Raw genomic sequence first — 22,399 nt, forward strand, 5'->3', positions numbered from 1 at the left:
TCAGTCAGTCCGCCTTTGAGCCGTACGGCCGCGCAGTCGCCGTACCAGAACCAGCAGGAGAGTGAGGGAGCTGATCGCGGTCACGGCCGCGACACCGCCTCCGATGGACCACCGGTGCACGGCCAGCATGGCCTGGGCGACCAGCATGTTCACGACGACCGCGCCGGCGACCGCGACCAGGATCCGGCCGAGCGGGGGCAGTCCGCGCAGGGCCGCGGCGATGGCCGCGGCCGGTGCCGCGAGCAGGAAGAAGAGGGTGAGCGGGCCGCGCAGCGGCGAGCCCGAATCGGCGAGCGCGAGCCCCGCGCCGATTCCTCCGACGGCGGTCGCCGCGCCCGCGAGCAGCGGCGTCAGATCTCTCGCCGACGCGGGACGGGCGCGCTCGGCGCCGTCCGTTGAAGAACGCTTGATACCTATGGTCTGCATTGGCGACTTTGCCCCCCGACGCGCCGGATGCCGGGCTTCAATGTGACGCAGCCTTGCGGGGGCCGTCAAGACGGGGAAGACGGTCACCCGACTCGTGACGCTCTTTGCACAAGTGTTCCCCGGAGGCGACGGACGCCTCCGGGGAACACCCTGTCACTTCAGGCCGGTTGCCGTCACGGAACGATCTTCAGCAGCCGGTTCGGGGAGCCGGTGCCCGGGCTGGTGACCACACCGGTGGTCGCGCCACTGGTCAGCGCCGAGGCGACCTGCGCCGGGGTGGACGAGGTGTGGTTCGCCAGATAGACCGCGGCCGCGCCCGCGACGTGCGGCGTCGCCATCGACGTACCGGAGATGGTGTTGGTCGCGGTGTCGCTGGTGTACCAGCCCGCCGTGATCGAGGAGCCCGGCGCGAAGATGTCCAGAATCGAGCCGTAGTTGGAGTAGCTCGCCTTTGCATCCGTGTTGGTGGTGGCGCCGACCGTGATCGCGGAGGCGACGCGGGCCGGGGAGTACGAGGAGGCGTTGGCGCTGCTGTTGCCCGCCGCGACCGCGTAGGTCACACCGCTGGCGATGGAGTTCGCGACCGCGGTGTCCAGCGCGGTGGAGGCGCCGCCGCCGAGCGACATGTTGGCGACCGAGGGACCGGAGTGGTTGGCCGTCACCCAGTCGATGCCCGCGACCACGCCCGCCGTGGTGCCGGAGCCCGCGTTGTTGAGCACCCGCACGCCCACGATGTTCGCCTTCTTGGCGATGCCGTAGGTGCTGCCCGCGATCGTGGTGGCCACATGGGTGCCGTGGCCGTTGCCGTCGGAGGCGGTGGTGTCGCCGTCGACCGCGTCATAGCCGTAGGTGGCACGGCCGCTGATCTGCGAGTGGGTGATCCGGACGCCGGTGTCGATGACGTATACGGTCACGCCGCTGCCCGCGCTGTCCGGGTATGTGTAGGTGCCGGACAGCGGGAGCGAGGTCTGGTCCGAGCGGTCCAGGCCCCAGGGAGCGTTGGTCTGCGTGGTGTCGGTCAGGTGTACGCGCTGGTTCTGCTCGACGGAGGCCACCGCCGGGTCGGCGGCGAGTTGCTTGGCCTCGGTAGCGGAGAGGGTGGCCGTGTAGCCGTTCAGCACCGTGCCGAACGTCTTCTTCACCGTGCCGCCGTACTCCGTGACCAGGCTCTTGCCCGCGCTCGACGCGGCCTTGAGGCCGGCGCTCTTCTTGAGCGTGACGATGTAGCTGTCCTTGATCGCGGTGGGGGAGTCGGCCGCGAGCACCTTCCCCTCGGCCGGTGCGGCCTCGGCGGGAAGTGCGGTGAGCCCGCCCACGAGGGCGGCGGTCGCCAGGCTGGTTATCGCGGCGAACCGGAATCTCTTGCTACGCAGCTGTGCCATACGAGGGAGTCCTCCTCTTGGCGGCGCGCGCCTGGGTGGGGCGCGCGTCTGTGGGGGGTGCGCGCGTCATCGCGCACACGACCCGGAGCGTCGCGTTCCGTCCCGGGCTGAAGTAAAGGATCAGCCGTTTACGGGCGCTGCGAAAGGGAGTTGAGCGTCTGTCAACAAATCTGTCATGAGCACGAAATAAGCGACCGGGTGAACCCCTGGTGCAGATCCCGGAAAGCACCGGAAAGTCTTGGCATGGACACTTCCGTTCAACACGCGTAGTTGCTACGACGGTTGTGGCAGAGATCCTGCTATAGGGAGGTTCCATGAGACGTTCCCGAATTGCCGTATACGTCAGTTCACTCCTCCTGGCCGTCGGTGTCACCCTCACCGGATCGGCCACCGCACAGGCCGCCCAGCCCGCCGCAGAAGGCGGCTATGTGGCCCTCGGCGACTCCTACTCCTCCGGACTCGGCGCGGGGAGCTACATCGCCTCCAGCGGCGAGTGCAAGCGCAGCACGAGGGCGTACGCCTACCTCTGGGCCGCCGCCAACTCACCCTCGACGTTCGACTTCACCGCCTGCGCGGGCGCCCGAACGGATGATGTTCTGGCGAGTCAGCTCGGCCCGCTCAGCGCCGCCACGTCCCTCGTGTCCATCACCATCGGCGGCAACGACGCCGGCTTCATGAACGTGATGGTCACCTGCGTGCTGCAGTCCGACAGCGCCTGCGTGTCCCGCGTCAACACCGCCCGGGCGTACGTCGACTCGACGCTGCCCGGCAAGCTCGACAACGTCTACTCGGTGATCCGCGCCAAGGCCCCGTCCGCCCGCGTCGTCGTGCTCGGCTACCCCCGCCTCTACCGGCTCGGCGCCCTCTGCCTAGGGCTCTCCGAGACCAAGCGGAAGGCGATCAACGACGCCGCCGACCACCTCGACACCGCCATCGCCAAGCGCGCCGCCGACCACGGCTTCGCCTTCGGCGACGTCCGCCCCACCTTCACCGGCCACGAGATCTGCTCCGCCAGCCCCTGGCTGCACAGCGTGAACCTGGCCAACATCAGCGAGTCGTACCACCCGAACGCGAGCGGCCAGGTCGGCGGGTACCTGCCGGTGCTGAACGCGAACGACTGAGGCTCGACGCGAACGACTAGGGAGAAGCCGTAGGTGAGGGGGAGACCCCGTTCGTCGGGGTCTCCGGCTCGCAGGTCACCGAGAACGGTACCGAGTTGGATGTGGTCCGCACCGGGTCGCGTACCTCGACGCTGATCTCGTTCTCGAAGGTCCCGCTGTCGTCGTACGTCGTCACGAACGCCCGGTCCTGTTTGGTCCGTGAGCCGCCCTCGGGGAACGACAGCGTCTTCCAGCCCTGGTCCATCACCTTGCCGTCCTGGGACACCCACCGGTAACTCACCTCGGCCGGAAGCTGCCCGACCGTGATCGTCGCCGTGAACGCGGGCGCCTCGCCGTCCGGCGGCGGACACGCCCCGGAGTACTCCGTGTTCGCGCCCGTCAACGAGGCCTGCACCGACTGCTGCGGCGGGGCCGAGGTCGTCTTCTCCTCGCTCGGACTCTCGGCAGACCCGGTCGCCTCACCGGCCCCGTCGTCGGACTCGGACGGCGAACTGCCCTCGCTCGTCTGGCTGGTGGTGGTACCGCCCCCTTGATCGCCCCCGTTGTCCTCCCTGTTCAGCAGGGCGTACGTCAGTCCGGCCAGGGCCAGTGCGAGGGCGGCGAGGCCCGCGACGATGGCGATGGCGGCACGGCGGTTGCGATCGGGTTCCCGGGTCGTGGTGGTCGTCGCCGGGGTGGGGACGGGCTGGGTGGCGGGGAACGGCGGGGTGGGCGCCTGCTGCGGCTGGGCCGCGAGCGTCGGTGTGTAGGGGACCGCGGGCGGCGTGTCCGCGCGCGGGGTGCCTCCCGCTCCGATCAGCCGCAGATCCTGCTCCGCCCGGTCCGCCGACAGCCGCTCGGCCGGGTCCTTGCGCAGCAGCCCCTCGATGACCCCGGCGAGCGGACCGGCCCGCTGCGGCGGCGGCAGCTCCTCGTCGACGATCGCGCGCAGGGTGCTGAGCGGGGTGTTCTGGCGGAACGGGGAGCTGCCCTCCACCGCCGCGTACAGCAGCACGCCCAGCGACCACAGGTCCGACTCCGGACCCGGCGTACGCCCCAGCGCCCGCTCCGGCGCCAGGAACTCGGGCGAGCCGATGACCTCCCCGGTCATGGTCAGCGCCGAGCTGCCCTCGACCATGGCGATACCGAAGTCGGTCAGTACGACCCGGCCGTCGTTCGACATCAGCACGTTGCCCGGCTTCACGTCCCGGTGCAGCACCCCGGCGGAGTGCGCGGCCCGCAGCGCGGCCAGCACCTCCGCGCCGATGTGCGCGGCACGCTGCGGCGACAACGTGCCCTCGGCCTCCAGCTGGTCCGCCAGCGACACCCCGCGGATCAGCTCCATCACGATCCACGGCCGGCCGCCCTCCGAGGCCACGTCGTACACCGTCACCACGTTGCGGTTCGCGACCCGCGCCGCCGCCCACGCCTCGCGCTCCAGCCGGGCGTACATCCGCTCGACCTCCGAGGCGGGCAGCCCCGCGGGCGCACGCACCTCCTTCACGGCGACCTCGCGGTGCAGCAGCTCGTCGCGGGCCCGCCACACCGTCCCCATGCCGCCCTCGCCGAGCGGGGACAGCAGACGGTAGCGGTCCGCGATCACACGTTCACTGCCCGGTTCTTCGGACACGGGCTCCCCCATTCGCATCCGGGCCGATTCTCCTCAATTCTTCCCGAACGTAACTCAGCCAAGTGCGGATGCGGCCCCCTTGAGAAGCAATCCGATCCCGAGCGCGACGACGACGAACGCGGACATCAGCGGTGCGGTCCTGCGCAGCAGGGTCACCGTCGGGCTCGCGGTCCAGCGCGGACGCTTGTCCAGCACCCGGGTCATGCCGGTACCCAGCCGGACAACGGCGAACCCGGCCGCGGTGAGGGTCAGCGCGAGCCCCGCGCCGTACGCGACGACGAGCAGCAGCCCGAACCAGGCCTTGCCGAGAGCGGCGGCACCGACGAGCACGACGACGGCCGACGGGCTGGGCACGAGCCCGCCGGCGAAGCCGAGGAGGATCGTGCCGCGGAGGGTGGGGGCGGTGGAGTGGGTGTGGGTGAAGCCGCCGTGTGAGTGCTCGACGGTGTGTGAGTGGCTGTGGGCGTGGGGGTGGGGGTGATCGTGGTGCTGGTGGTCGTGCTGGTGGTCGTGGGGGTGAGCGTGAGCGTTCGCCGAGGGGGATGCGGATGCCGCGCCGACCAGGGCGAGTTGGCGGGCGGGGGGCTTGTCGGGCTCGTGGTCGTGGTCATGGGGGTGCGGGTGCGGGTGGTCATGGGTGTGCCCGTGCGTGTGGCCGTGCGTGTGCCCGGGTCCGTGCGTGTGGCGCCGGTTGCGCCAGGCCCGTCGTACGAGATTCGCGCCCGCCGCGATCACCAGGGCGCCGCTCGCGATGCCCAGCCAGGCGATCACCGAGGGCGTCGCCGCCGAGCCGGCCGTCACCAGGAGCCCGAGGGCGACGACGCCGAGGGTGTGGGTGACCGTGACGGAGGCGGCGAGGGGGAGGACGTTCCTGAGACGGGCCCGGCCGCCGTGGGCCGCCGCTGTCGCGGCCATGAGGGTCTTGCCGTGGCCCGGGGCGAGGGCGTGCATCGCGCCGAGGCCGACCGCGATGACCAGGGCCAGCGCGGCGAAGCCGAGGGTGAGGTCGTGGCGGGCGACGAGGGAGTCCAGGGCGCGGGTCCAGCGGTCGGCGCCGCGCGGCAGCACGGAGGCGGCCGGGGCGTCCTGCTGGTCGTCGGCGAGGGCGGGGCCGCCGGAGCGTATGCCCAGGGACGCGGTCGCGGTGTCGGCGGGGGAGGAGAGCAACTCCTCGGGGTACTCGGTCAGTTCACGGGAGATCGACTTCTCCGGGACGTCCGACGCGGAGAGCGTCATACGGTCACCGCGTGCGGTGACCTCACGCCAGCCGGGGCCGGACTCGGCGCCCGCGCCGCGGAAGTCGAGGGCCAGCGACTCCTGGTCGGGGAGCGGGGCGGTCAGCCGGCACTCCACCCGGAGCGTGTCGAGCCCTGCCTGTCCGGGCCGCACGCGCGCGCGGCTCTCCGCGACGGTGAGGCCGACCGCGCGCCCCTCGACGGTGACCTCGCTGTCCCGCGCGGCCGAGGCGCACCGCTGCCGGGCCCAGTCGGCCATGCCCGCCTTCTCGATGTCGGGCTTGGCCTGGGTCGCCGGGATCTCCGCGAGGTCCTCGACGTGCCGGACGCGGAGTTCGCCGGGGGCGGCGACGAGGCCGTCGTAGCGGTTGACAGTGAAGTTGCCGAGGGGATGCGCGCTTGCGCTCGTGGCAGGGATGAGCACGAGCGCGCCGACGGCCGTCAGGACGGCCGCGCCGGAGGCGAACAGACGACGGGGGCTCATCAGCGGGCCGCCTCCAGGTCCTTGAGCGCCGTACGGGCCTCCCGCGCGCCCAGCGGCGAGAAGCCGGGGTTCAGTTTCAGCGCCGATGTGAGCGAGGCGCGGGCGTCCTTGGCGTTGCCGGTGGCCTGCTCGATCATGCCGCGGTGGTAGAGGAACGCGGCGTTGCGGTAGCCGGTCGCGGTGGCGCGGCGCGCGTACGGGAGGGCTTCCTCGTCCTGGCCGTTCCTGTGCAGCGCCCAGGCGAGGGCGTCCGCGGTGTGCACGGTGTGCCGGCGGTCCCACTCGGCACGAGCCGCGCGCAGCGCCGACTTGGCGTCGCCGTGGTCGGCGGCGGCGAGCGCGGTGTCCAGGTCGGCGTTGACGCCGTTGGCACGGGCGAGCGCGGTCCAGGCATCGACGAGGGCGTACTGGTCGTTCGCCTTCGCCCGGTCCCCGTCGACGCCCCGGGCCTCGTACAACTCGCCCAGGACGACGAGCGGGCCCGGCAGCGGATACCGCGCCACGACCTGCTCCATCCCCTTGATCGCGCCGGCCTGGTCACCGCTCGCGGCCTGCGCACGGGCGCGGCCCTCCAGCGCGGGGAGGTAGTTCTCGTCGGTGGCGAGCGTGCGGGCGAAGTGCTCCAGCGCCCTCTCGTAGTCGCCCTGGTTCCAGGCGAGTTGACCGAGCTGCGTCGCCACGTACGCCATGTCTCCGGGCGCCGTGGCGGACGCCAGGGCCTGCTCCAGCACCCGCTGAGCCGTCCGTACGTCGCCGCGCAGCTCGCGCACATACGCGTACCGGCTGAAGACGGGGACCCCCGGACGCCGCGAGTCGGCGGCGTCCGCGGCCTTCGACGCGTCGGCGTACCGGCCGAGTTCGACGAGGGCGTCGATACGGGAGGACAGCGCGCGTTCGTTGTAGGGGTTCTGCTTCAGCGCCTGGTCGGCGTACTTCAGCGCGTCCTCGAAGTCATGCCGGGCGGCGGCGAGCGCGGCACGCCCCGCGAGCGCCTGGTCGTTGTCGGCCTCGAGCTCCAGGGACCGCTTCAACGCCCGCTCGGCCTGCGGATAGCGCGACGGGTCACCCTTCGTCCGCGCCTGCTCGACATAGGCGAGCCCGAGGGTGGCCCAGCCGCCGAAGTCCTTTGGCTGGGCGCGGAGATGGGCCTGCAGCGAGGTGATGCTGGCGTCGAGATCGCCGCCGGCCAGCAGCGCCGGTGAGATGGCGGCGGGCGCCGACGCGACCGCCTGGCCCCCCTCGTCCCGCATGGCCCCGAACGCGATGGCCCCGGCTGTCATGGCGACCGCCAACATGGCCGCACACCCGGCGAGTTGCACCACCCGCCAACGCCGCCCGGCCTCCGGCCGCTGAGAAGCCTCGCTGTTTTCCGTACCCGGGGACATGCCCTCTCCTCGGTCGCCTGAAGGAAGTGATGAAATCAAGCGACGCGGCCCGCGCCGTGGGGGATGGGTACGAGCGGGCCGCGCCAGTTTTCGGGATTTGGGGCGGGAACAGCGCCCCGACAGGGGCGCGGGGAACTGCGCGACCAGCCACAACGGACCCGCAGCTCCCCACGATCCGCCAGAGTCAGTACGCCCGACCCCGCATACGCCGCCACCACATGAGCCCCCCGCCGATCAGCAGGATGCCCGCCGCACCGGCACCCGCTGAAGCGGCGATCAGGGTGGTGTCTTCCGAACCGCCGGAGCCGGCCGGCTGAAGCGCGTCGCCCAGCTGGTTCCGCACGTCGTTGTCCCCGGTCGTGCCCTTGGCGAGCGGACCGCGCGAACCCTCGGTCGGCAGTGCGACGTACGGGAACGCCTTCTCGAAGTCCTTGTCGTTCTTGTCGACCGCGTCACCCAAGTCGTTCTTGGCGCCGACCAGTTCACCCTCGACGACCTGCAACGAGGCGTCGAGCACGTCGTCGGTCAGCCGACGCCCATTCGGGAAGCCCGCGTTGTCGCCGTCGAGGACGCCGAGCCGCTTCGGTTCGGCAGCCGGCTTGATCGACGTGTTGAGCCGCAGCTGCTCCGACGCGCGTACGTGCGGCGGCTGGTTGAGGCCCTCGACGCCCTTGAGGAAGACGTCCACGAGATCGTTGCGCGGCTCGTCCGGGGCGTCGATCTTGTAGATCGCCTCGATGAGCTTCGGAAGTTCGGGGTTGGTCACGTTCTTCAGGAACTGCGCGTCATCCCACGGCGAGGACGCGTTGAACGTGTCCTTGTCCTTGAGCGGGTTGACGACCTCGTTCACCAGCGGGCTGCCGAGCCGCGAGACCTGGGTGAACTGCCCCTTCGCGTTCTTGCGCTGGGTCGTCGACCAGATACCGACGATCGGCTGCTCCGCCGACTCGGTGATCATGTCGGTGGGGACCTGCAGGGCGATGGAGTTGACGTTGTAGCCCTTGAGCGTGTCGTTGCCGACCTCGGAGAGGTTCCCGCCGTACAGCAGGTCGAAGACGCGCAGGTCCAGGAAGAACGGGTCGTCCGCCTGACCGGCGAACGTCGTGGCGCCGCTGGTCAGTTCGTGCACGGCCTCGGAGCGCAGCTTGGCGTAGTCCGGCATCGACGCCTTGCCGACGTTGGACGGGGCCACCGGAACGTCGTCCGCGACCTTCGTCTTCGACACCAGGTGCTGGTCCTTCAGCCGCAGCAGATCGATGTCGTACGTCTGCGTGATGTTCAGGTCGGGGTCGTCCAGGCTCTCCACCGGACCGGTGTTGTACAGGAACGTCTTGTCGTTCTTGATGTGCGTCTTGAAGGTGTAGCGGAACAGCAACTCGCCTTGGGCGTCGCCGTTGTTGTCGATGTGGATGTCGTACTGGGCGTCCTCGGCGAACGTGAAGAAGTTCGGTCCGCCGGCCGGCTCCTCGAACGGGATCCAGTTCGCGACCATCGTCGTCGTGTCCGGCTTGTCCGGGCTGACGAACGCGTACACGTCCGTGTTGTCGTACTGCGGGGTCCCCGAGATCAGCGGGGCCTCCCGGTGGCTGGAGGCGGAGGCCGCCCCCGGTTCCAGCGTGGCCACGCCGGCGGCTGCGAGCGCCCCGGCGGCCAGCGCACCACATACGAGGGTCGCGAGGCTCCGCGCGCCCACGCCGCTCCTGGAGATAGGTGTCATGCCGTCCGTCCTCAGTCCAACTTGCCTGACGCACCAGGATTCGGCGCCGGTGGCGGGGCGGATTGGTCGAACCTCAAAACAAAATTTCCCGTTGCTGGACTGGCGTTTCGGGCACGCTGATCCGTAACCCCATCCGGAGGTGGGTTCGTTGCGAATGCCTCGTGGGACGGGATCGGCCCCGTGCGGCCGAAGAGAGGGGGACCGGGTGGAGGCGGACGAGCTTCTGGTGCTGGTGGCGGGGGGCGACCAGAAGGCCTTCGAGAAGCTGTACGGACTGGTGTCCGGGCCGGTGTACGGACTCGTCAAGCGAGTCGTACGCGACCCGGCGCAGTCGGAGGAGGTGTCACAGGAGGTGCTGCTCGAACTCTGGCGGTCCGCCGCGCGGTTCGACCCCGGCCGGGGCAGCGCCCTGTCCTGGATCCTCACCCTCGCCCACCGCCGCGCCGTGGACCGGGTGCGCAGCGCCCGCGCGGCCGGCGAACGCGAGCAGCGCGAGGCACGCCGCTCCCACAGCCCCGCCTTCGACCAGGTCTCCGAGGAGGTCGAGGCCGGACTCGAACGCGAGTGGGTACGCCGCTGCCTGGACAGCCTCACCGTGCTCCAACGGCAGTCCGTCACCCTCGCCTACTACGACGGGCTTACGTACCGTGAAGTGGCCGAGCAGCTCTCGCTGCCGCTCGGTACGGTCAAGACCCGGATGCGCGACGGACTGACCCGGCTGCGCGAATGCCTGGGAGGTGTCGCATGAGCTTCCTCGACCGACTGCTCCGCCGCGAGGACCTGCACTCCCTGGCCGCCCCCTATGCCCTCGACGCCCTGGAACCGGCGGAACGCGTGCGCTTCGAGAAACACCTCGACGACTGCCCCCTGTGTGCCGCCGAGGTACGCGCCCTCACCGAGGACGCCGTCCGCCTCGCCTGGTCCACGGCCGCACCCGCGCCGGCCGCGATGCGGGACCGGGTCCTGGCCGCCGTACGCGCCACTCCCCAGGAACCCGCCGCACGGCCCGAACCGGCACGCGCGCGTACGCCCCAGCTGCCGCCGCACGTCTGGGGCACCGAGCCGCTGCCCGCCCGCGCCCGTCCGCGCCGGGGGCGCCCCCTCTTCGTCCCGTTCGCCACCGCGACGGCAGCCGCGGCCCTGGTCGTCGCCTCGCTCTTCGCCGTGCAGGCCAACCGGACACAGGACCAGCTGGACGCCCAGCGGGCGCAGGCACGTGAGATCGCCCACGTTCTCGCGGCACCGGACGCGCGCTCGAGCACCGGACGGGACGCGCAGGGCCGAAGCATCGGAGTCGTCGCCTCGGCATCCGAGGGGAGCGCGGTGGTCACCCTGAGCGGATACGGCGATCTGCCGAGCGGCAGGGTGAACCAGCTCTGGGTCATGCGCCCCGACGAGCAACCGCGCTCCCTCGGCCTTTTCGAGGGCGACACGCCCTTGGTCGCGGCCGGACTGGAGAAGTCCGCGACATCACTGGCTGTGACCGTGGAGCCCGACGGAGGATCGGAGCAGCCCACTACCCAGCCCGTTGTCCAACTCGCCCTGAAATCGGTTGGATTCGGAGAGTAACTGGAGAAGAGTCGTCAACCCCCTTACGGGGAAGGTGAATCCTGTGACCGCGATACACGAGTGCCCCATGGGGGCGATAGGGTTACCCTGCCCGGGCCGGGTGGACTCGTACGGGTGGGGAGTGACATGGAACAGATAACAGTGCGCAGCAGGGCGAGGGTCCCTGCGATCACCTACGGGAGCAGCGCGACCAGTTCGCGCCTCGACCGCCATCTCTCGGTACTGGCAGGTCCTGCCGTGCCGCACACGGAGGCAGCCGAGGCGACCTCGCTGATGCGCGAGATCACCGCACGTGACTCCGCGCACCAGCGCAGCGACAGGGGCAAGAAGGTGGGCCGACTCTCGCTCTTCGCGCCACTGCGCCGGCTGCGTCGTTCGCTGTTCGGCGACCGCTGAGCGATACCGCGCTTCTCGAGACCGTTCCTCGAGTCCCGCGCTCAGGCCGCCACACCGTCCCGACGCAACGCTGTGATCTCCTCGTCCGTCATCCCCACGGCACGCAGCAACGTTTCGGTGTGCTCCCCGAGCGCGGGCACGGCCCCCATCCGTGCCTCGTCCCCGCCCGGCATGGTGATGGGCGGCAGCAGTGCCCGTAGCGGCCCCACCGGCGACTCCACCTCCCGCCACCGCCCCCTGGCCGCCAGCTGCGGATGCTCCGCGACCTCCCGTACGTCCCTGAGCCTGGCGCAGGCGATACCCGCGGCCTCCAGCCGCGCCACGGCCGTATCGGGATCCAGCGCGGCCAGCGCCTTCGCGACGGCCGCGTCCGTACGTTCCCGGTTCGCCACCCGCGCCGCGTTCGTCGCGTACGCCGGATCACTCCCCAACTCCGGCCGCTCCAGCACCTGTTCGGCCAGCCGCCGCCACTCCCGGTCGTTCTGCACCGACAGCAGCACCCGCCCGCCGCCCGCCGTCGGATAGGCGTCGTACGGCGCGATGACGGCGTGCGCGAGCCCGGTGCGCGCCGGGGGTGTGCCGTCGTGCATCACATGGTGCAGCGGATGCCCCATCCACTCCGCGAGCGCCTCCAGCATCGACACCTCGACCGGCCCGCCACGACCCGTCGTCCCCCGCCGTACGAGCGCCGCGAGGACACCCGAGAAGGCGTACATGGCCGCCGCGATGTCGGCCGCCGGAATCCCCGCCTTCACCGGCTGCTCCGGCGTCCCGGTGACCGACACCAGCCCCGCCTCGCACTGGACGAGCATGTCGTACGCCCGCTTGTCCGCGTACGGCCCCGACGCCCCGTATCCGGAGATGTCCACGGCGACCAGCCGCGGGTGCGCCGCGCACAGCGTGGCCGCGTCGAGCCCGAGCCGGGCGGCGGCCCCCTGTGCGAGGTTCTGGACGAACACATCCGCGTCCGCCACCAGCCGCCGTACGACATCGAGCCCGCGCGGGTCCTTCAGATCGAGAGCGATCGACTTCTTGCCCCGGTTGCACCACACGAAGTGCGAGGCGAGCCCGCGTGCGGCGGTGTCGTAGCCGCGGGCGAAGTCGCCGCCGTCGATCCGCTCGACCTTGATGACACGGGCGCCCAGGTCGGCGAGCTGACGGGTGGCGAAGGGGGCGGCGACGGCCTGTTCGACGGAGACGACGGTGATGCCTTCGAGGGGCAGGGGAAGGGGATCCATGCCGTGGATCATGACCCACGGGTGGCGCTCCGCGGAAGGAGGGCCTGCCTCATCGCTCGCCGCGTGCGTACCGGCGTACGGCGAGCGGCCCGAAGACGGCGATCAGCACCGCGCACCAGGCCAGCGACCCGGCCACGGGATGCGCCACCGGCCAGGCGGAACCCTCCGGCACCGGAGCGTTGCCGAACAGGTCCCGCAGGGCCGTGGTCACCGCGCTGATCGGGTTCCACTCGGCGATCGCGCGCAGCCAGCCCGGCAGATTGTCCGTGGGGATGTAGGCGTTGGACAGCAGCGGCAGCATGAAGGTCGCGCTGCCGAGCTGACCGGCGGCCTCCTCGCTCCGCGACAGCAGCCCGAGGAAGATCCCGACCCAGGTGCAGGCGAACCGGAACAGCAGCAACAGCCCGACAGCGCCCACCGCTTCCAGCGCGGCCCCCTCGACGCGCCAGCCCACCGCGAGCCCGACCAGCAGATACGGCACCGTCCCGACGGCGGTGACGACGACATCGGCGACCGCCTGGCCGAGGGGGACGGCGCCTCGGCTCATCGGCAGGGTGCGGAGCCGGTCCATCACGCCTCGGTGCGAGTCCTGGGCCGCCTGGAACATCCCCGTCATGATCCCGTTGGCCGCGGTCGCCACCAGCAGCCCCGGCACGAGGAAGGACCGGTACTCCGCGCCCGGCATGGCGAGGGCGCTGCCGAAGACATAGCCGAAGAACAGCAGCATCGTGATCGGCATGGTCTGGGTGAGGATCAGCAGTCCCGGGTTGTTCCGCACCCGCCGCAACTGCCGGCCGAGCATGGCGGTGCCGTCGAACGCCAAGGTACTCATGCCACCAGTTCCTTTCCGGCGGTCAGTCGGAGGAAGACGTCGTCGAGGCTGGGCGGTCGCAGGCTCGCGTCGAGCAACGGGACGCCCGCCGCGTCGAGTTCGCGGACGAGACGGGGGACGGTGAGGGTCCGGTCGGCGGTGACCGCGCCGACCGCGTTGCGTTCGCGGTCGAACGAGGGCTCGCTGCCGGTGAGTTGGTCCAGGACGGCGGCGGCCTCGGTCAGGGCGTCGGCGTGGGCGACGACGACCTCGGCGTACGAGCCGATGAGCGCCTTGAGTTGAGCGGGGGAGCCGGTGTGGGCGACCCGTCCGCGGTCCACCAGGGCGATGTCGTCGGCGAGTTGATCGGCCTCGTCCAGGTACTGGGTGGTGAGCAGCACGGTCGTGCCGTCCGCCTTGAGGTCGCGGACCGCGTCCCAGATCTGGTTGCGGGTGGCCGGGTCGAGGCCGGTGGTGGGCTCGTCGAGGAAGAGCACGTCGGGGCGGCGGATCAGGCTCGCCGCCAGGTCCAGGCGGCGCCGCATCCCGCCCGAGTAGGTGGACGCGGGCCGGTCGGCGGCCTCGGCCAGCCCGAAGCGGTCCAGCAGCTCGCCCGCCCGCTCGGCAGGCCCGCGCACCCGGTGCAGCCGCGCGAACAGCTGCAGGTTCTGCCGCCCGGTGAGGTCCCCGTCGACCGACGCGTACTGCCCGGTGACGCCTATCCGGCCGCGTACGGCAGCCGCCTCCCGTGCGAGGTCGTGCCCCGCGACCCGAGCCGATCCCGCGTCGGGCCGCAGCAGCGTGGTGAGCAGCCGGACGGCGGTGGTCTTGCCCGCCCCGTTGGGCCCGAGGACTCCGCAGACCGTGCCCTGCGCGACGGCCAGGTCCAGTCCGCGCAGGGCGTGAACCGTCCCGAACCGCTTCTCCAGACCCTCACTAAGTACAGCGTACGTAGAAGTCATGGGCCGACCATAGCGCACTACGTACGCTGTACGTAACTAGGATGGAGGCCGAGGTGATGATCGATGGCGGGCCGAGCGGCCGAACCCGAAGTGATCTGGGCACGTCCCGAGCGGACGGGCCGGGGGCCGAAACCCGCGTACACCCGCGCCGACATCGCGGCGGCGGCGGTGCGGGTCGCCGACGCGGAGGGGCTGGACGCGCTCTCGATGCGGCGGGTGGCCGGTGAGCTGGGCTGCGGCACGATGTCGCTCTACAACTACGTCCCCCGCAAGGAGGACCTGTACGAGCTGATGATCGATGCCATCGGTGCCGAGCACGACATCCGGGAGCCCTCGGGCGACTGGCGCGCGGACATGCTCCGCAACGCGCGCGAGACGCGCGCCATCATGCACCGCCACACCTGGGTGCCGCGGCTGATGTCGGGCGTGTACGGCTTCAGCCCCAACTCCCTGCGCTACCTGGAGCACTGCCTGGACTGCCTCGAACCGCTCGACCTCCCGTACAGCGCCAAGATGGAGCTGGTCGCGCTGCTCAACGGCGTGGTGACGACATACACCGCGAACGAGATCGCCACCGCCGAGCGCACTCGGTCCATGCCGTGGTCCGCGGAGGAGGAGAACGCGGTCCGTATCGCCTACCTCGGGAGCCAGGTGGCCACCGGGGCGTATCCGCGACTGGCCGCGGCGTTTATGGAGCAGAGCGGGCCGATCGATCTGGAGGGGGTGTTTGAGCGGGCGCTGGGGCGGGTGCTGGATGCGTTCGAACCGGGCTAGCGCCTGGTAGTTCGTCGGGTGCGTTGTGGCTGGTCGCGCCCACGCGGCGGAGCCGCAAATCGATACAGCCCCGCGCCCCTTCGGGGCGCTAGAGCAGCGTCAGTTGGCCCTCCGGGCCCTCCTCGTGTGTGTCCAGTACCGATGCCGGGCGACGGGACTGGGGTGGCGGTGGGAGTACGGCCGCCTTGTGCAGGTCGGTTGCTGTGACGGGGGACGTCAACTGGTCCGGGAGGGGCGGGACTTCGGAGAGCAGGGCCAGTACGGTGATCAGCTCGAGCAGCTCCGACGTCCAGGGCTGGGGCCAGGTGGCCGGGCGGATCGCCTCGAGGGTGCCCGGTGGTTCGGCGGGTGCCGTCCGTGCCGTGAACCATGCCTCCAGCACCCGGACCCCGCTCACCTCGAAGTCCCAGGCCTCGGGCGGCACCGGGGAGATACGGCCCTCGTCGATCTGGAGGGCCTCCTCCTCACGGTCGTAGAGAAGGGTGTGCGGTCGGGTGGGAAGCGGGGCGCGGACGTAGGGCCGGCGACCGCCGGGGAGCTTCGGGCGCTCGCCGTCGCGGCACAGCAGCCGGAGCGTCCGGCGGCCCGACTCCACGCCCTGCGCCCAGAGTTCGGGGTCCCCGGTGAGGGGCACGGCGAGGTCGACACGGACCGCCGCCATGATCCAGGCCAGCACGTCCGCCGGCTCCGGCACCTCGCCCAGACGCTCACCCAGGAACTCCAACAGGCCCGGCGCCAGGTTCGGGTCCACCCCGCCCGGACGCCGATACAGCGGCCGGACACGGCCGGGCCGCAGCAGCGGCAGCAGCGAAGTCGCCAGGAGAACCGGCCCGGCCCCGCCGCCCGCCGTCTCGGCAACGAACACCTGCCGCTCGTCCGCCACCCGCCACAACTCCGGCCGGGCCACATCGATCAACCGGTGATCAGGGATCAGCCACTGCTCATCGAAGGGCGCGTGCAGCACGCGCACGGGTTCCGCGCAGGGCCCGGCGGCCCGGGCCAGCTTCTCCGTACCGCTGCTCTGCCCCGGCAACTGCCCGACCGCCGAGTACAGCGTCCGCGACCGAGTCGGCTCGAACAACGCCTCCCGATCCGGCCCCTCAGCCTTCACCAACGCATCCCATCGAGCTTTCAGGGACGCCGCATCGGGACCCGTCGGCCACCCCCGCCCGATCCGCGGCGATGCGACAGACCACGGCATAAGATCCGCCAGCAGCGGAGCGTCGTCGCGCGTCACGCAGAGCATCGTAGGACTTGCCTAAGACAAGCGCCCCGAAGGGGCGCGGGGAACTGCGCGACAAGCCCCCACAAACCCGCAGACAAAGCTACGCATCGAGGGTCACCGTGAAGGAGAACCGGTCGCCTCGGTAATGGATCACCGCCGCGTCCAGGACCCGGCCGTCCACGTCGTACGTCACCCCCGTGTAGTGCAGAATCGGGCTGAGCAACGGCACTTGGAGCAGCCGAGCCGTCTCCGGATCGGCGAGCCTCGCCTCCACCGTGTCCGTGATCCGGCTGATGTCCGCCCCGACGACATCCCGCAGCACCTTGGTCATCGGCCAGCGCAACAGATCGGCGGGATCGATACGCGTGGCCAGTTCAGGACGCACGTAATTGCGGGCGTGGTTCGTCGGCTCGCCCGTCTTCTCGTCGCTGCGCAGCCGGTGATACGTCGCCACCTCGTCGAGATCCGGGAAGTACTCGGCGAGTTCGCCCGGCACAGGCGCCTTGCCGTGGTCGAGGAGCTCGGTCGTCATGCCGGACTGCTGGGCCACGATCGCGTCCACGGAGCCGAGCAGCCGCACCGGGGCGCCCATGATGGCATCCGGCTCGATGAACGTGCCGCGCCGGCGATGGCGGGTGATCAGCCCCTCGTCCTCCAGCTCCTTCAGCGCCTGCCGCATGGTCAGCACGCTCACGCCGTAGTGCCCCGCCAGCTGCTCCTCGGTCGGCAGCCGCAGCGGGTCCTGGGGTGAGCGGCCGAGGATCGACGCGCGCAGCGACTGCGACACCTGATACCAGAGCGGCAGCTTGCGGTTCAGGACGATCGAGTCCGGGGCGAAGGAGGTCATTGGGCCATCCGTACCGGCAGGCGATCCTCAGTGCAAGGGGCGGAAGTGGCGTTCGAGGCCCCGCCACACGTCGTCGTACCCGCGCTGCAGATGCTCCGCCCCGGCCGCCTGCGCGGTCAGCGTCACCGGCCAGCGGGTCTCGAACATGAACGCCAGCCCGTCGTCGACCTTGTGCGGCCGCAGCTCGGCGGCGCTCGCGCGGTCGAAGGTCTCCCGGTCCGGGCCGTGCGCCGACATCATGTTGTGCAGTGACCCGCCGCCCGGTACGAAGCCCTCCGCCTTCGCGTCGTACGCCCCCTCGATGAGCCCCATGTACTCGCTCATCACGTTCCGGTGGAAGTACGGCGGCCGGAACGTGTCCTCGCCCACCAGCCAGCGCGGCGCGAACACGACGAAGTCCACGCCCGCGAGCCCCGGGGTGTCGCTCGGCGACGTCAGCACCGTGAAGATCGACGGGTCCGGGTGGTCGTAGCTGATGGTGCCGAGCACATTGAAGCGGCGCAGGTCATAGGCGTAGGGCACATGGTTGCCGTGCCAGGCGACCACGTCGAGCGGGGAGTGGTCGTAAGTGGCCGTCCACAGGTTTCCGCAGAACTTGTTCACCACCTCGACCGGACCCTCGACCTCCTCGTACGCGGCCACGGGCGCCCGGAAATCCCGGGCGTTGGCAAGTCCGTTGGCGCCGATCGGGCCGAGGTCGGGCAGCTGGAACGGCGCCCCATAGTTCTCGCACACATAACCCCGGGCAGAAGCATCCAGCAGCTCCACACGGAAGCGCACCCCACGAGGAACCAGCGCCACATGTCCCGGCTCCACATGCAACAGCCCGAACTCCGTGCGCAGCAGCAGCCCGCCGTGCTCCGGCACGATCAGCAGCTCGCCGTCGGCGTCGCTGAAGACGCGGTCCATGGAGGAGTTGGCGTGATAGAGGTGCACGGCGATACCGGTGCGCTGGGTCGCGTCGCCGTTGCCGCCCAGGGTCCACAGGCCCCGCAGGAAGTCCGTGCCGACCGGCGGCTCGGGCAGGGGGTTCCAGCGCAGCCGGTTCGGGTCGGGCACCGACTCGGTGAAGGGCGCCGTACGGATCGAGCCGTTCTCCGTGCGCGTGAACGCGGGGTGCGCGGCGGAGGGGCGGATCCGGTACAGCCAGGAGCGGCGGTTGTGGGCGCGGGGCTCGGTGAACGCCGTACCGCTGAGCTGCTCCGCGTACAGCCCGAGCGGGGCGCGCTGGGGCGAGTTGCGGCCCTCGGGCAGGGCGCCCGGGACCGCCTCGGAGCTGTGCTCATTGCCGAAACCGGAGAGGTAGGTCAGCCCCTCAGCGGTCTTCCGTGCGTCCCCGCTCATGATCAGTGCTCCCTCGCGATCTGATTCCTATGCTCCACCGTAGGATTGCGGTTTCGCGAGCGCAAGAGGGTCCGCATGACCTCCTCAGGGTGTACGCCGAGAACCAGACTCCAGGGGGATTCGAGGTGTCGGACCGTTGTTCTACGCTCGCCGCCATGTCGTGGACGCGTGTACTGCTCGCAGCGCTCGCGGTCTGTGTCCTGCTCCTGGCCGGAGCGGCGGGCTGCGGTTCCGGTGGCGCGGGCGAGGGCGGGAGCCGGAAGAACGGGGAATCGATGTCACCGGTCGGCGAGCTCCTCGATGCCACCGATGACGAGGGGCGGCGCTACCGCGAGGTGGACGACCAGGACGCACCCGAGGTCGGCATCGAGGTGCAGCCGGACGCCGACGAGGGCTGGGACGTACGCCTGACGGTCCGCGACTTCCGCTTCTCGCCGCCCGGCACCAAGGCCGAGGCCGTGCCCGGCCGGGGTCTCGCCCACCTCTTCGTCGACGGCCGCCGCATCGCCCGGCTCCGTGCCCCCGAGTACCGTCTCCCGGCGGACCTCGTCCAGCGCGGCACGCACCACGTCACCGTCCGGCTCTACGCCGACGATGGCACGGTGTGGGCCGTGGACGGCGAGCCCGTCGAGAGCACGGCCGACATCACGGCGTCGCAGCCGGGGCCGACGGCGGCCACCAGTGCACCCGCGGGCCGGTGAATGTGGCCGACAATGGGGGGCGAGGTTCACCGGGCCCGGGCGGAGAGGCATCATGAAACCCGTGCCCCATGCGACATCGCTCCGTCGCGCGCCGATCCAGCGGCGCAGCGCAGAACGGCTGACCAGGATCCTCGACGCCTGCGCCGACCTCCTCGACGAGGTCGGCTACGACGACCTGAGCACCCGTGCCGTCGCCCAGCGCGCGGGCGTCCCCATCGGCTCGGTCTACCGCTTCTTCGGCAACAAACGGCAGATGGCCGACGCGCTGGCCCAGCGCAACCTCGAGCGCTACACCGAACGCATCACCGCCCGCCTCGAGGGGGCCGGCGACGGAGGCTGGCGGGCCGCGATGGACGCCGTCCTCGACGAGTACCTCGCCATGAAACGCACCGCGCCCGGCTTCTCCCTCGTCGACTTCGGCAACCAGATCCCGGTCGGCACCCGGCACTCCGAGCCCAATCACCGCGTCGCCGACCGTCTCACCGACCTGCTCTCCGGCTATCTCGACCGCACCCCCGACGAGGATCTGCGGCGCACCTTCCTCATCGCCGTGGAAACCGCCGACACCCTCGTCCACCTGGCCTTCCGGGTGGCTCCCGAGGGCGACGAGAAGATCATCGAGGAGGCGCGGGAGCTGCTGCGGGCGTACCTGGCGCGAGTCCTGGACTGACCCCCGCGTCCCTCCGGCCCTCGCGGGTTTCCGACCTCACCCCCGGCAGACCCTCCCCCTCGTGCATACCGGTCGGTATGCTCGACCGCAGTTCGTGCGTCACCGTTGCCGCCGCCCCCGGGAGGACCCGTGTCCCGCACCGCCCTGCGAATCTGCCCCCTGTGTGAGGCCACCTGCGGGCTGACCCTCACCATCGAGGGCACCCGTGTCACCGGTGCCCGCGGTGATCGCGACGATGTGTTCAGCGAGGGGTTCATCTGCCCCAAGGGCGCCTCCTTCGGCGCCGTCGACAGCGACCCCGACCGGCTGCGCACCCCCCTCGTCCGCAAGGACGGCGAGCTGCGCGAGGCCCCCTGGCAGGAGGCGTTCGACGCGGTCGCCGCCGGTATCCGCCCGGTCGTCGAGCGCTACGGCGCCAACTCCGTCGGCGTCGTCCTGGGCAACCCGAACGTCCACACGATGGCCGGCGCCCTCTACCCGCCCGTCCTGCTCGCCGGCCTCGGGACCCGCAGTCTGTTCACCGCCTCCACGGTCGACCAGATGCCCAAGCACGTCTCCAGCGGGCTCCTCTACGGCGACGCCCTCGCGATCCCCGTACCCGACCTGGACCACACCGACCACCTGCTCCTCATCGGCGCCAACCCCCTGGAATCCAACGGGAGTCTGTGCACCGCCCCCGACTTCCCCGGCAAGCTCAAGGCGCTCAAGGCCCGCGGCGGCACCCTCACCGTCATCGACCCGCGCCGCACCCGCACCGCCAAGCTCGCCGACCGCCACCTCGCCATCCGCCCCGGCACGGACGCCCTGCTGCTCGCGGCGATGACGTACGTCCTCTTCGAGGAGGACCTTGTCGACCTCGGCGACCTGACGCCCCATGTCCAGGGCGTCGAAGAACTCCGGGACGCCGTACGGCACTTCACCCCCGAAGCCGTCACCGCCGCCTGCGACATCGACGCCGATGTCATCCGCGCCCTCGCCCGCGAGCTCGCCGCCGCCCCCACCGCCGCCGTCTACGCCCGCATCGGCAGCTGCACCGTCACGCACGGCACCCTGGCCAGCTGGCTCGTCGACGTCCTCAACATCCTCACCGGCAACCTCGACCGCCCCGGCGGCGCGCTCTTCCCGCAGGCGGCCACCGACAAGACCCCCCGGCCCGCCGGACCCGGCCGCGGCTTCCAGCTCGCCCGCTGGCACTCCCGCGTCAGCAAACACCCCGAGGCCAAAGGCGAGTTGCCGCTGTCCGCGCTCGCCGAGGAGATCGACACCGCCACACGCGAGGGCGAGCCGATCCGGGCCCTCATCGCCGTCGCCGCCAACCCGGTGCTGTCCGCCCCCGACGGTGACCGGCTCGACAAGGCCCTCGACTCGCTCGACTTCATGGTCAGCGTCGACCCCTACCTCAACGAGACCTCCCGCCACGCCCACGTCGTCCTGCCGCCGCCCCCGCCCTCGCAGAGCGCCCACCACGACTTCGCCTTCAACACCTTCGCCGTACGCAACCAGGTCCGCTACACCCGCGCCGCCGTCCCGCTCGAACCCGGCCGTATGTCCGAGAGCGAGATCCTCGCCCGGCTGACCCTCGCGGCGACCGGCATGCACGGCGCCGACCCCGCGGCCGTGGACGCGTTGGTCGTCCAGCAGACCCTGGGCAAGGCCGTCAAGGAGCCGCACTCTCCCGTCCACGGCAGGGACCCCCAGGAACTGGCGGAGCAGCTCACCGGCGAGAACGGCCCCGAGCGGCGGCTCGACATGATGCTGCGCCTCGGCCCCTACGGCGACGGGTTCGGCGTACGACCGGACGGCCTGACCCTGGAGAAGGTCCTCGCGCATCCGCACGGCATCGACCTCGGACCGCTGCGCCCGCGGCTGCCGCAGCCGCTGAAGACCCCGAGCGGCAAGATCGAGCTGCTGCCGCAGCCGATCGCCGACGACCTGCCCCGGCTGACGCGAGCCCTCGACGAGCGGCCCGACGGACTCGTCCTGATCGGCCGCCGCCATCTGCGCTCCAACAACAGCTGGATGCACAACGTGCCCGCCCTCACCGGCGGCAGCAACCGCTGCACCCTGCACATCCACCCCGCCGACGCCGAACGCCTCGGCGTGCGCGACGGGGCGCCGGTGCGTCTGAAGGGCGCCGGGGGAGAGGTGACCGCCCCGGCCGAGGTCACCGACGGCGTCCGGCAGGGCGTGGTCAGCCTGCCGCACGGATGGGGGCACAACCGACCCGGCACCCGGCTCGGCCACGCCTCCACCGACCCCGGCGTCAACGTCAACCAGCTCCTCGACGGCAGCCTGCTCGACCCGCTGTCGGGCAACGCGGTCCTCAACGGAGTGCCCGTGGAAATCTCCCCCGTGACCGAAGCCATGACCGAAGTCGTGACCGAAAAGCTCACGCCGCTGACCTGAGCAAAGCCGTGACCAGGAGTTTTGCGCTTATTGCTCGCATGTCAACGTCTTGTTAACGCCGTTCGACGGCACCTAACGTCATCGCACTGCCGACTCC

The 22,399-nt window shown here is 71.1% G+C and carries 20 protein-coding genes; 8 read left to right on the top strand and 12 right to left on the bottom strand.

Translation table 11 applies throughout. From position 1 onward, the window contains the following. Both AB0I98_RS34735 and AB0I98_RS34740 read right to left on the bottom strand, forming a co-directional pair. Window positions 1-426 (bottom strand): hypothetical protein, encoded by a 426-nt coding sequence (locus AB0I98_RS34735; protein ID WP_362948888.1) that lies wholly within the window; start codon window positions 424-426, stop codon window positions 1-3. A 173-nt stretch (window positions 427-599) separates the two neighbouring features. Further along, a complete protein-coding gene (locus AB0I98_RS34740) occupies window positions 600-1,808 on the bottom strand; it encodes a S8 family peptidase (RefSeq protein ID WP_362948889.1) in 1,209 nt (402 codons plus the stop codon). A 314-nt stretch (window positions 1,809-2,122) separates the two neighbouring features. Here AB0I98_RS34740 and AB0I98_RS34745 point away from each other — a divergent pair, with 314 nt between their 5' ends. Continuing rightward, window positions 2,123-2,929 (top strand): SGNH/GDSL hydrolase family protein, encoded by an 807-nt coding sequence (locus AB0I98_RS34745; RefSeq protein WP_362948891.1) that lies wholly within the window; start codon window positions 2,123-2,125, stop codon window positions 2,927-2,929. A gap of 16 nt (window positions 2,930-2,945) precedes the next feature. Here the strand turns inward: AB0I98_RS34745 and AB0I98_RS34750 are convergent, their stop codons facing one another. The 4 genes from AB0I98_RS34750 to AB0I98_RS34765 all read right to left on the bottom strand — a co-directional run bounded on the left by AB0I98_RS34750 (window position 2,946) and on the right by AB0I98_RS34765 (window position 9,359). Then, the gene (locus AB0I98_RS34750) at window positions 2,946-4,538 is read right to left on the bottom strand and encodes a protein kinase (protein WP_362948893.1); all 1,593 of its coding nucleotides are present in this window, start codon (window positions 4,536-4,538) and stop codon (window positions 2,946-2,948) included. Window positions 4,539-4,592: 54 nt separating this feature from the next. Then, entirely contained in the window at window positions 4,593-6,257 is a 1,665-nt protein-coding gene (locus tag AB0I98_RS34755) for a nickel transporter (protein ID WP_362948895.1), read from the bottom strand. Continuing rightward, on the bottom strand, window positions 6,257-7,642 hold the full coding sequence (locus tag AB0I98_RS34760) for a tetratricopeptide repeat protein (protein WP_362948897.1): 1,386 nt from the start codon (window positions 7,640-7,642) through the stop codon (window positions 6,257-6,259). The genes AB0I98_RS34755 and AB0I98_RS34760 overlap by 1 nt, the downstream gene beginning before the upstream one ends. Window positions 7,643-7,826: 184 nt before the next feature. Continuing rightward, window positions 7,827-9,359 (bottom strand): DUF4331 domain-containing protein, encoded by a 1,533-nt coding sequence (locus tag AB0I98_RS34765; protein ID WP_362948899.1) that lies wholly within the window; start codon window positions 9,357-9,359, stop codon window positions 7,827-7,829. Between the two features lie 154 nt (window positions 9,360-9,513). Between AB0I98_RS34765 and AB0I98_RS34770 the strand changes: the two genes are divergently transcribed. The 3 genes from AB0I98_RS34770 to AB0I98_RS34780 all read left to right on the top strand — a co-directional run bounded on the left by AB0I98_RS34770 (window position 9,514) and on the right by AB0I98_RS34780 (window position 11,324). Then, on the top strand, window positions 9,514-10,107 hold the full coding sequence (locus AB0I98_RS34770) for a sigma-70 family RNA polymerase sigma factor (RefSeq protein ID WP_362948900.1): 594 nt from the start codon (window positions 9,514-9,516) through the stop codon (window positions 10,105-10,107). After that, complete coding sequence (locus AB0I98_RS34775; RefSeq protein WP_362948901.1) at window positions 10,104-10,928, top strand: anti-sigma factor; 825 nt, start codon at window positions 10,104-10,106, stop codon at window positions 10,926-10,928. The genes AB0I98_RS34770 and AB0I98_RS34775 overlap by 4 nt, the downstream gene beginning before the upstream one ends. A 126-nt stretch (window positions 10,929-11,054) precedes the next feature. After that, window positions 11,055-11,324 carry a hypothetical protein gene (locus AB0I98_RS34780; RefSeq protein ID WP_362948902.1) on the top strand — a complete coding sequence of 90 codons (270 nt, stop codon included), beginning with the start codon at window positions 11,055-11,057 and terminating at the stop codon, window positions 11,322-11,324. A gap of 41 nt (window positions 11,325-11,365) precedes the next feature. Here the strand turns inward: AB0I98_RS34780 and AB0I98_RS34785 are convergent, their stop codons facing one another. From AB0I98_RS34785 to AB0I98_RS34795, 3 genes are read right to left on the bottom strand one after another with little or no spacing between them, the layout of a single operon-like run. Next, entirely contained in the window at window positions 11,366-12,574 is a 1,209-nt protein-coding gene (locus tag AB0I98_RS34785) for a CaiB/BaiF CoA-transferase family protein (protein ID WP_362948904.1), read from the bottom strand. Between the two features lie 37 nt (window positions 12,575-12,611). Then, window positions 12,612-13,394, bottom strand: coding sequence for an ABC transporter permease (locus AB0I98_RS34790; protein ID WP_362948906.1), 783 nt, complete (start codon window positions 13,392-13,394; stop codon window positions 12,612-12,614). Then, entirely contained in the window at window positions 13,391-14,335 is a 945-nt protein-coding gene (locus AB0I98_RS34795; protein WP_362948907.1) for an ATP-binding cassette domain-containing protein, read from the bottom strand. Before AB0I98_RS34795 ends, AB0I98_RS34790 begins: the two co-directional genes overlap by 4 nt. A gap of 63 nt (window positions 14,336-14,398) precedes the next feature. On the opposite strand from AB0I98_RS34795, the gene AB0I98_RS34800 reads away from it, so the two are divergent. Further along, window positions 14,399-15,109, top strand: coding sequence for a TetR/AcrR family transcriptional regulator C-terminal domain-containing protein (locus AB0I98_RS34800; protein ID WP_362948909.1), 711 nt, complete (start codon window positions 14,399-14,401; stop codon window positions 15,107-15,109). An 88-nt stretch (window positions 15,110-15,197) separates the two neighbouring features. Here AB0I98_RS34800 and AB0I98_RS34805 read toward each other — a convergent pair whose 3' ends face one another. From AB0I98_RS34805 to hmgA, 3 genes are all read right to left on the bottom strand, one after another. After that, window positions 15,198-16,355 carry a type ISP restriction/modification enzyme gene (locus tag AB0I98_RS34805; protein ID WP_362948911.1) on the bottom strand — a complete coding sequence of 386 codons (1,158 nt, stop codon included), beginning with the start codon at window positions 16,353-16,355 and terminating at the stop codon, window positions 15,198-15,200. Between the two features lie 79 nt (window positions 16,356-16,434). Beyond that, window positions 16,435-17,181: a GntR family transcriptional regulator gene (locus tag AB0I98_RS34810; RefSeq protein WP_362948912.1), complete on the bottom strand. Its 747-nt coding sequence runs from the start codon at window positions 17,179-17,181 to the stop codon at window positions 16,435-16,437. Between the two features lie 27 nt (window positions 17,182-17,208). Beyond that, complete coding sequence (gene hmgA, locus AB0I98_RS34815; RefSeq protein WP_362948914.1) at window positions 17,209-18,525, bottom strand: homogentisate 1,2-dioxygenase; 1,317 nt, start codon at window positions 18,523-18,525, stop codon at window positions 17,209-17,211. Between the two features lie 155 nt (window positions 18,526-18,680). On the opposite strand from hmgA, the gene AB0I98_RS34820 reads away from it, so the two are divergent. The 3 genes from AB0I98_RS34820 to AB0I98_RS34830 all read left to right on the top strand — a co-directional run bounded on the left by AB0I98_RS34820 (window position 18,681) and on the right by AB0I98_RS34830 (window position 22,302). Further along, entirely contained in the window at window positions 18,681-19,226 is a 546-nt protein-coding gene (locus AB0I98_RS34820; protein ID WP_362948915.1) for a hypothetical protein, read from the top strand. 52 nt (window positions 19,227-19,278) lie between these two features. Continuing rightward, on the top strand, window positions 19,279-19,896 hold the full coding sequence (locus AB0I98_RS34825) for a TetR/AcrR family transcriptional regulator (protein WP_362948917.1): 618 nt from the start codon (window positions 19,279-19,281) through the stop codon (window positions 19,894-19,896). Between the two features lie 129 nt (window positions 19,897-20,025). Then, complete coding sequence (locus AB0I98_RS34830) at window positions 20,026-22,302, top strand: molybdopterin oxidoreductase family protein (protein ID WP_362948918.1); 2,277 nt, start codon at window positions 20,026-20,028, stop codon at window positions 22,300-22,302. Window positions 22,303-22,399 lie beyond the last annotated feature (97 nt).

The sequence above is a fragment of the Streptomyces sp. NPDC050211 genome, assembly GCF_040656035.1.
GTDB lineage: Bacteria > Actinomycetota > Actinomycetes > Streptomycetales > Streptomycetaceae > Streptomyces.